General features: G+C 45.2%; 8 protein-coding genes. 5 read left to right on the plus strand and 3 right to left on the minus strand.

The window, feature by feature from the left end; all coding sequences use genetic code 11:
* Positions 1-223: 223 nt before the first annotated feature.
* Positions 224-415: a hypothetical protein gene (locus AC58UW_RS33090; protein ID WP_497424742.1), complete on the plus strand. Its 192-nt coding sequence runs from the start codon at positions 224-226 to the stop codon at positions 413-415.
* A 65-nt stretch (positions 416-480) separates the two neighbouring features.
* Here the strand turns inward: AC58UW_RS33090 and AC58UW_RS33095 are convergent, their stop codons facing one another.
* The gene (locus tag AC58UW_RS33095; RefSeq protein WP_497424743.1) at positions 481-3,393 is read right to left on the minus strand and encodes an MMPL family transporter; all 2,913 of its coding nucleotides are present in this window, start codon (positions 3,391-3,393) and stop codon (positions 481-483) included.
* 280 nt (positions 3,394-3,673) lie between these two features.
* Between AC58UW_RS33095 and AC58UW_RS33100 the strand changes: the two genes are divergently transcribed.
* The 3 genes from AC58UW_RS33100 (at position 3,674) to AC58UW_RS33110 (ending at position 5,493) form a co-directional block, all read left to right on the plus strand.
* Complete coding sequence (locus AC58UW_RS33100) at positions 3,674-4,252, plus strand: TetR/AcrR family transcriptional regulator (RefSeq protein WP_497424744.1); 579 nt, start codon at positions 3,674-3,676, stop codon at positions 4,250-4,252.
* Between the two features lie 94 nt (positions 4,253-4,346).
* Positions 4,347-4,787 carry a HEAT repeat domain-containing protein gene (locus AC58UW_RS33105; RefSeq protein ID WP_497424745.1) on the plus strand — a complete coding sequence of 147 codons (441 nt, stop codon included), beginning with the start codon at positions 4,347-4,349 and terminating at the stop codon, positions 4,785-4,787.
* A 73-nt stretch (positions 4,788-4,860) separates the two neighbouring features.
* Positions 4,861-5,493, plus strand: a complete 633-nt coding sequence (locus AC58UW_RS33110; protein ID WP_497424746.1) for a spore coat protein — start codon at positions 4,861-4,863, stop codon at positions 5,491-5,493.
* A 51-nt stretch (positions 5,494-5,544) separates the two neighbouring features.
* Here the strand turns inward: AC58UW_RS33110 and AC58UW_RS33115 are convergent, their stop codons facing one another.
* Together AC58UW_RS33115 and AC58UW_RS33120 are read right to left on the minus strand one after the other, a co-directional pair.
* Positions 5,545-6,294: a YqcI/YcgG family protein gene (locus AC58UW_RS33115; RefSeq protein WP_497424747.1), complete on the minus strand. Its 750-nt coding sequence runs from the start codon at positions 6,292-6,294 to the stop codon at positions 5,545-5,547.
* A gap of 62 nt (positions 6,295-6,356) precedes the next feature.
* Positions 6,357-6,944 (minus strand): DUF1989 domain-containing protein, encoded by a 588-nt coding sequence (locus AC58UW_RS33120; RefSeq protein ID WP_497424749.1) that lies wholly within the window; start codon positions 6,942-6,944, stop codon positions 6,357-6,359.
* 174 nt (positions 6,945-7,118) lie between these two features.
* Between AC58UW_RS33120 and AC58UW_RS33125 the strand changes: the two genes are divergently transcribed.
* Complete coding sequence (locus tag AC58UW_RS33125; RefSeq protein ID WP_497424748.1) at positions 7,119-8,195, plus strand: FUSC family protein; 1,077 nt, start codon at positions 7,119-7,121, stop codon at positions 8,193-8,195.
* Positions 8,196-8,650 lie beyond the last annotated feature (455 nt).

An 8,650-nucleotide genomic window follows, 5' to 3' on the forward strand; every position in this document is an offset into this window, starting at 1 on the left:
TACGAACATCTTTGAATGCGTTGTTTCGTTGTCTCATTCCGTTCAGCCCCCTTTATTTAATAGTACCTTATTTCCCTAGGTACTCTCCAATTCAATTAGGGGGCTAAACAGCTGTCCTGTAATTAATTATTTCAAAAAAGGACAAAGACAAACAGACAAGCATAGGCGAATATACATATACGGATTCATCAAAAGTTGATTATCAACTAGGAGGTGTTTCGGTATGGTTTTTTGGATAATCGTCGTAGTCATTGTTGTAATCGGTTTGTTAATCTTGGTTAGCACGAAGAAGAAAACGGCGGTAGATTCGGCAGCAGTGAAAACACATAAGGAGTGCTCCTACTGTAATGAGGAAATCGAAATCGATGCGGCAGTTTGCAAGTACTGCAGGGGGATTGTCGTAAGTTCAAGCTAGCTCGATACATCATAAAAAAGCAAAACTCAAAAGCCTGAGGCGCCCCTGCCTCAGGCTTTTGAGCATTAATGCTGTGTTGCGGCTTCCGCAGAGTGAGGTGCTTTCTCCCCTACAGCGGATTTTTTGCGTGAGAAAGGCCACCAATTAGCTTCACCGAAGAGAACCGCCAGTGAAGGGACGATTAGGCCCATGAATACGGTTGTGTAGATGGCCAAACCAATGGTAATGCCTGCACCAAGCTGCAGGAGCGTATGCACGCCTGAGAACATAAGCGCCGCAAAGGTGCCGCCCATGATAAGTGCCGCAGACATAATAACGCCGCCTGTTGTCGTCATCGCTTTGCCCATCGCTTCAATGATGCGACCTGGTCGGTACTCCTCTTTGAACCTTGCCATGAGGAAGATGCTGTAATCTACTCCCAGTGCAACAATGATCAGGAACACGAAGAAGGAGACGGTCCAAGATAAGCCATCAAAGCCTAGAAGCTTCACAAAAATAAATTCTACAATGCCCATAGTAACCAGGTAATTAAAGACTAGTGACAGCAGGATATATAGTGGCATGAGCAGTGAGCGAAGCAGAAGAGCTAGAACCAAGTAAATCCCGATCAACACGAATCCTCCGGTACGGTAAAAGTCATTCTGAGAGATATTATCCAGTTCATGATAATTCGCTGTTTGTCCAGCCAACTTAATATCTGCCTGGGAAAGTGCTGTGCCATTCAAACTGCTGACCACAGAAGTCCTAATTTCGTCCATTTTACTCATGGCTTCCTTGGAGTATGGATTAATGGCAAGGACAACTTCAAGCTTTGCGATTTTGCCGTCCTCCGACATATAGAAGTCTAAAGACTTCTTAAACTCATCTTGCTCCAATACTTCTTTAGGCACATTCCATCCAGCGATTTGTTTGGAACTGTTGTCAGCGATCCCTTTTTGGGCCTCAACAACTTGGTTGATGCCATCGGATACCTTGGTTAAAGCGCTAGTACCTTCACCCAGTCCCGAAGCAAATTGGCCAAGTCCGCTCTCCAACTGTTGCATTCCGCCGCTTACTTGCTTTTGCCCGTCGGCCAGTTGTCCAATTCCCCCGGAAAGTTGGTTGACGGAAGGCACTAATTGAGCTAGCCCTTTAGCTAAGGGTTGTAAGCCAGCTTCAGTTTGCGCTATACCGTTTGTTAACCCTTGCTGTTTACCGGCTAAGGTTTGATAGGAAGTGCTTTTAGTAAGCTCAGGGTACTCTTGTACGAGCTTGGATAAATCATCGCCCATGGATGCGGCGGTCCCTTTTAATTGCCCAGATGCTTTAACGAGCTGTTGAGCACCTTGCTCCGATTGAGCAATTCCTCCGGACACTTGCTTGAGTCCACCCTGTACCTCGGTAAGCTTTTGAGCAATTTCCTCCGTGCCTTGGGCTAATTTCGTTACGTCACTGGCTTGGGTTTCAAGATGGGACTGCGCTTTTTTGAAGCCGTCATTAACCTGATTGATTCCCGAGCGTAACTCCGTCAATCCTTTATTGGTTTGCTCCAGCTGGTTCGGAACGGTTAGTTCGGCAATCTGTTTCCCCAGTGGTCTTGCAGCGCTGCGTACTTCTTTGACATTAGCGATTTGGCTTGCGGACTGGCTGGCTTTCTCAATTGCGGCAAGTCCTTCCGGTGTTCTCATTGAACTGTTGGAGGTAATCGCTATTGTTGTAGGTAGCACTTCGCCGCTGCTGAATTTCGCTTCAACTTCTCTGAACCCCTTAGCCGCACTAATGCTAGGATCTATCTCAGCTAGATCGTCAAATGAACGGTTCCCTTGGAAAAGAAAGATGAAGGGAGTAAGCAGCAGCATACAGACAAGCAGCACCGCAACTGGTCTTTTGGCGGATAAACGAGCCATAGTTCCCCATAACTTCGAGTCGCCGTGTGCGGCGCCGGCTTTTACTTTTACTGGCCAGTACATGGCTGGACCCAGAATAAGCATCAGAGCCGGTGTCAAGGTGACCGCAGCAATCAGGGTGACTGCAACACCAATAGCCACACCAACAGCTGATTGGTATAAGCCGAATTTGGCGAAGCCGATTAAAAAGAAGGCAATGAATACGGTGCTACAGGAAAATAGGACAGTTTTGCCTACGGTTTGCGTCGTGCGCAGAAGTGCGGTAATTCGATCGGTTGTTTTGGACATTTCTTCGCGGAAGCGGTGAATCAACAGGATACAATAGTCAGTTCCAGCACCGAACAGTACGGCTATCAGAAATGTTTCTGTAAAAGAGGATACCGGGATTCCGGCTTTCGTGGACCAAGCAACTAACCCGCGAGTCAAAATAAATGCGATCCCAATGGTAAGTAGTGGAATGAATGGCGCGATCGGAGAACGGAACACAAACAAGAGAATTCCGAGGACAAGAACGAGAGTCAGGATCTCTGTTTTCTTCAGTCCGTCATTGGTCGAAGTCGTGTAATCCATGAAAATAGGTGCGCTGCCAGTAAATTCAACGGACACCCCACTCGGCGGGGAGTTAAACTTCTCCTTAAGAAACTTCACACTATCGGATGTGGCAGCTTGCTGAACTTCATGTGGAAACTCAACGATTACGAGTTCCGTCGTTCCGTCACCGCTTATGAACTTTTGTGCAAGTGAAGGGTCATCCAAAGCTGAGAGAATGGTAACGATGCCCAGTGCATCTTGTTCTTTTTTAAGCTCGGCAATGCTACTTTTGATCCAATCTTGATCTTGTTCGGTGAGCTTGCTTTCTCGTTGTACAACGACGATGGTGTTCGATTTCGATTTTCGATTAGGGTCCATCTGCTCAAGAATCGCCTGCGCTTGCGCGGACTGCGCGTCCGCTGGCAGAAACTTTGACTCGGTCTGTCTGACGATTTGACCTAAGTCAGGCAGTACAAACACCGAGCTTACGGCAATCGCCAGCCAAATGACTAATACGAGCCATTTTGTTTTTGCCATAAATCCGATCCATTTTTCAATCATGCAGGTACGGCCTCCTATCGCTCTCTAAAAAGCATTTATGATTGTAGTTATAACTCAAAAGTGACCCGAGGTCAATATAATAATTGGACTATTGGTCATAATTAAAAGTCGGCAAATAAACCCTTAATTAATAGATAATTATTATAATTAAAACTATATTTTTGTTTATATTACTATATTATTGGACCATAGGTCATTTTATAAATTGAACAAAGCTGTTGTTTCCACTATACTTGGCATATATACAGCGTATACATTAGCGATAAACGGAGATGACCCAATGAACCGTGAGGAAAAAAAGCGGGCAACGCGCAAAAGGATCATAGACACAGCGCTCGAGCTATTTGCGGAACAAGGTTACGAAGCGACAACGGTTCATCAGATCACAGAACGAGCTGGTGTTGCGAAGGGAACGTTTTTTAACTATTTTGCCACGAAAGAAGAAGTATTCTGTGACATTCAGACATTCTGGGCGTCGACCGAGTTCGTTAAGCTTAAGGATAAAAGCGGGCCGATTCTCCCTCATTTACGGGAGTTCCTTATAGAATTAGTGAGACTTGTGCCCTATACCAGACAACTTGCCCGTGCGCTATTTCAAAGCAACCTTAGCAACGAGAAGTCTCTATCCAATCAGTTGGAGATGCTGGAAGAGCTGAAAGTAGTACTCATTCCTATCATTGAGGAAGCACAAAAACGAGGGGAATTCTCAACCGTTTTCCCGGCAGAAATGATTGCGGATCAAGCTATTCAAACGTATATGGGCGTTTTAATTACCTGGGGGATGGGGATGGGCGATGATAAGCTCAATACCCAAATGGCTGTTAGTTTCGAGCTGTTTTTTCGAAGTCTGCAGCCGTAAGTGTATTTCATTGGCGCTTAGCCTCAAAAAAGTGTAACATCATTGTAGTAAAAGAACATGCGCAAATTGCAGCAGTCGAAGGAGCTTGAGCCAGTTGAACATAGAACTAAACAATGAAGTACCGGCCAATTTTGAGGAGTTAAAAAAATCTGCGAATCGTTCATCCAATTGGAGAGAACGTCTGGATGCAGTTGAACAGTTAGGTCAATGGAACGATCAACAGAGTATAAATATTTTGACCCGTATCATGATCAGCGATGCCGTGTATCCCATTCAGGAGATGGCTTACCGCAAGCTTAGAGCTTTTGGTGAAGATGTCCAGCTGCCTCCACGGAAAAAAGGGGACTTGGTCAAAGGAGCAGGCAAGGTATTCGTGCGCATTAAAAAGAGTTTGCCAGAAGGTCATACCTTTGAAGCATTCAAAGAAAAGCTCCAAAAAACCAGAACTGACGTGTACGATACGTACGAAGGTGACAAAGGCGCTGACTTTGATAAGTGGCTAGAAACCACTTGGGCCTCATTGCTGCAGAAATAAGAGACGTATAATTTCCACCAATCTTACTCATATTATCGAAGTTCCCAATCCAAATATTAAAGGAGACTTCGAGATGCAGCAGCAAACTCCGTATAACAACACGAATCAAATGGCACCTAACATGAACCATGGGGGTCATGAGCTCTTTGATTTGCACGAAGTGTTAGCTTGTACCATCAATGTACTGGACCAGTTCATGATATTCAGACAGTTCGTTCAAGATCCCGAGCTTCTGGACATTCTGGATCATCAGTACAGCTTTACGCTTTACCACTACAACTTAACGGCAGAGTGCTTTACTACAGGGCAAAAGCCGAGCCAAGAGACGCAGACCTACATGATACGGAATCTGTCTCAGCCGATCTATGGGATCAAGCCTACTCAGCCCAAGAAGCCGAATCAGTCGCTGGCTGATGTGAGGGACGCTGGCATTAGCGCGCACATGCTGGGGCTTATTAAATCTCATGCATCCCTATTGACGATGACTTCTGTTGAGGTGACGAACCCTACAGTGCGTCGTGTGCTCGCCTCCCAAGTGCAGAATTTTATCGAGATGGCCTACGAAATTTTCTTGTATCAAAATAGAAATGCCTACTACCAGGTTCCACAGCTTGGGACTGCAGATATGCAGAAAATGCTGAATACCTTCGTCCCAGCGCAAGGCATGCCGCAAATGCCTCCTAATAATCGGGCAACGATTCATTAATAAAATAAAGAACCAGCTTGGGTCATTTTAGACCTTGGCTGGTTTTTTTCATTACTTCTTTTTCATGGCCATAGAAGCAAAAGGGCATTTAGGAGCTACACTTTCATCATCGCGCAGAAAATATTGCTCCCACTCCAGATTGTCTGCCTGACCGTACCATTTAAGTGAGGGATGCGCTGGAACGCCGTCGTAGTCAACCAGTTTTTGGCGAATCAAGTTTTTCATATTACGTCCGAATGCCGTTGAATCATTGATTTCTTCAAAAACCCAACGGGGCTGGAAGGTGATTAGAAAATAAGGCGTCCACCGGCTTCGGCGAACTTGATGGGCGGGTGTCCCGCAAAAGGCGAAGTACGGATGCCCGCTATAACAGAACTCCCATGCATGGTGGGAGGGATCTTGAGGAATATGTGCGGGCCAAGGGACCGGATCTTTGGCGCTTATCCGGCTCAAGACAGACCAGAAGACCTGCTCGTAATCCTCCACGGTGAAGCTAGCCGTCATGTCTTCCGGTGTTTCAAAAAATATAACAAGCGAAGCATACCGGCCGGTATCACGGGAGCATTCGCCATATTGCTGCAGCAGCTGTCCAGCTTGTTCAATTGCTTCATCAGATCTGGGATCTGCTGCAAATCCGAAACGCAAGCTGTCGGAGAGAAATCCCTGCCGCCCTGGTATGCAGGGGTACATCCTGTCCTCATCCGCAATCATATGGCCGAACTTGCGAAAGGCGTCTTGCTGCCAATCAGGCAGCTCATTGACATAGCGATCCAACCAACTTTTGGCTTTCAAATGAACCATAACCAAACCCTCCTTCTTCCATTCGGAGCATACTATGCAGCGTGGAAGAGTTGGGTGAATGCCTACCTAATTTCAACGTCAATAGGCGAGCATTTGAATCCATTACATGCGCTCTCGGAGCACGGACAAGCAGACACAGCGATGATTAAATCCATTTCCGCCCGAAGTTCAATATAATCGCCAGCCTTCGATAGCGGCCTCTCTATGGTGATTTCCCCAGAAGGAAGTATAACGGTATTCATAAACAAATTAATGGGGTAATGTTGGTCAGGGGCAGGAATGGTAAATTCCGCTAAAGCTTGATTCAGGTTATGATAGCAGCTTGCATGATCCTTTTTCTTATATAGCACCTCGTACATTTCGCTGCGGCAAGCTGGATTAATGAAATCATGTTGACCTACGCGATCGGTTACCACGGATAGCATTGGTTTGTATGTATTGGTGTAAAGCATATCTCCTGGCGTCACTTTCAATTTATGAAGGGCATCCATCGTAACACCCGGGTCCAAGCGTTCCCTAATGTTGTATTCATGATAAGCGACAAAGTCGGCAACCTGCTCGCCTTCTACATCGCTTATTCTAACCGTTTGTCCCTTGCTGAGCTTAAATCCAAGTCCCTGGGTGGGCGGAATTCGCCATTTTTGTTTGATCATAGGTGCCTCCAGCTTGTTTATGGAAATTACTTTAACAGTATGGCTTCAGCAAGTGACTGTCATGCAAGTTAACTGGTAGAATCGAAGCTAGAATTTAAGTCATTATTTTGCATCAATCCCTTTACCTGTGTAAGATAATAGGGAATCAATATTTTGGATGAGGGGGATTTCATGGTTTTCGGTGCGCGTGTTTGGAAAACGGGTATCGCCGTTGCTTTGGCCTTATACATAAGTGCCTGGCTTAATTTTACTCCTCCTGTCATTGCTGCTGTTGCTGCCATTTTTGCTATGCAGCCTTCGATTTACCGATCGTGGCGCTACTTTTTAGAGCAGCTGCAGACGAATATTCTCGGTGCGGTTTTGGCGCTGCTGGCGGGTATGTTTTTTTCAAATAATGTCATTGCAATTGGTATTGTCTGTATTATTGTCATTATCATAAGTCTTAGAATGCGTATGGAAGAAACGATAGGTCTTACCTTGGTTACCGTTGTTGCGGTGATGGAGGCTTCAGGAGAATGGGAATTCGCGCTTAACCGGCTGCTGCTTAGTTTGATTGGTATCGGTTGTGCCTTTCTGGTGAATATTTTATTCTTTCCACCCAAGCCCAAGGAGCAATTCGCTGCACAGATTCAGATTATTTTCAGCAAAATGTCGCTCCTCCTTCGCACCGTTATCTCCAATGAAATGAAGGAAACCGTTTTTCGTGAGGAAAAAGAAAGCCTTCGCAGCAGTCTGAAATCCTTGTCGGAGAAATACAGACTCTTGGAAGAAGAGATTAAAAAGCTCAAAGGTAAGGGGAATGGTTTCAGCCGCATCCGCGAGCTTGTTGTATACAAACAGAAGCTGCTCGCTATGTATAAAGGATTAGAAGTTCTTGAAGCCGTAGATGAGCATTACTTTCAGGCGGCTCGAACAGAAGCGATTGACGACTATTTTGATCAACATATGGAAAAGCTAATCAAATTCCACGAGCATGTGCTATTGAAATTCGATGACAAACTGAAAAATGACAGCACAGAAGGCTTGGAGATGGAAGTTGAGAATGATCGTTTCATGACTGTTCTCATTGAACGCTATACGAAACAACCGAAGGGGCTGCTGCGCTTGTCCGTAGTGGCTGCCGCCATGTACGACTATGGCCATCAGGTTGCACGGCTGGATAGGCTTGTTGAGTATGATCATCGTGGTGAAAATGAAGAAGAGCGAGAACCCCTGGAATTACTGCTTAAAGGTATCAAGTTAAAATAGTTCTTAACAAAGAACCCGTGGACCTCACAGCTATCAGATGACATCTGACGCTAGGAGGTTCTTTTCATAAAATGAAGGACAAGGGTTGCTTTCCAAAATCGTATGTGCTATATTATGATTCTTGTTCCAAACGGAACGGGGCGCAAGCTGTAATAAAGATCTGAACGTGTTGAATATCTTCACGAATGGATGTAAAAATTAAAGCTTGCAATTGAAAAACAGATATGGTATATTATTTCTCGCTGCTTCGGTAACACGGCAGTGAACGAAAGAATATTGATCTTTGAAAACTGAACAACGAGTGAGTAAGCATGAACGAGAAATCGTTCAAAAATAGAGATTAATTTTAATCTCGCTAGCAAGTCAATGAGTACAATTAAGCTTTCAGATATCGGACAAGCAATTGTTCAACTATTATGGAGAGTTTGATCCTGGCTCAGGACGAACGCTGGCGG

This window comes from Paenibacillus sp. J22R160, assembly GCF_059692135.1.

What these genes read in the sequence shown, in the direction of transcription:
- AC58UW_RS33090 (WP_497424742.1), top strand. Translation starts at nt 224, where the DNA reads ATGGTTTTTTGGATAATCGTCGTAGTCATTGTTGTAATCGGTTTGTTA.
- AC58UW_RS33095 (WP_497424743.1), bottom strand. Translation starts at nt 3,393, where the DNA reads ATGATTGAAAAATGGATCGGATTTATGGCAAAAACAAAATGGCTCGTA.
- AC58UW_RS33100 (WP_497424744.1), top strand. Translation starts at nt 3,674, where the DNA reads ATGAACCGTGAGGAAAAAAAGCGGGCAACGCGCAAAAGGATCATAGAC.
- AC58UW_RS33110 (WP_497424746.1), top strand. Translation starts at nt 4,861, where the DNA reads ATGCAGCAGCAAACTCCGTATAACAACACGAATCAAATGGCACCTAAC.
- AC58UW_RS33115 (WP_497424747.1), bottom strand. Translation starts at nt 6,294, where the DNA reads ATGGTTCATTTGAAAGCCAAAAGTTGGTTGGATCGCTATGTCAATGAG.
- AC58UW_RS33125 (WP_497424748.1), top strand. Translation starts at nt 7,119, where the DNA reads ATGGTTTTCGGTGCGCGTGTTTGGAAAACGGGTATCGCCGTTGCTTTG.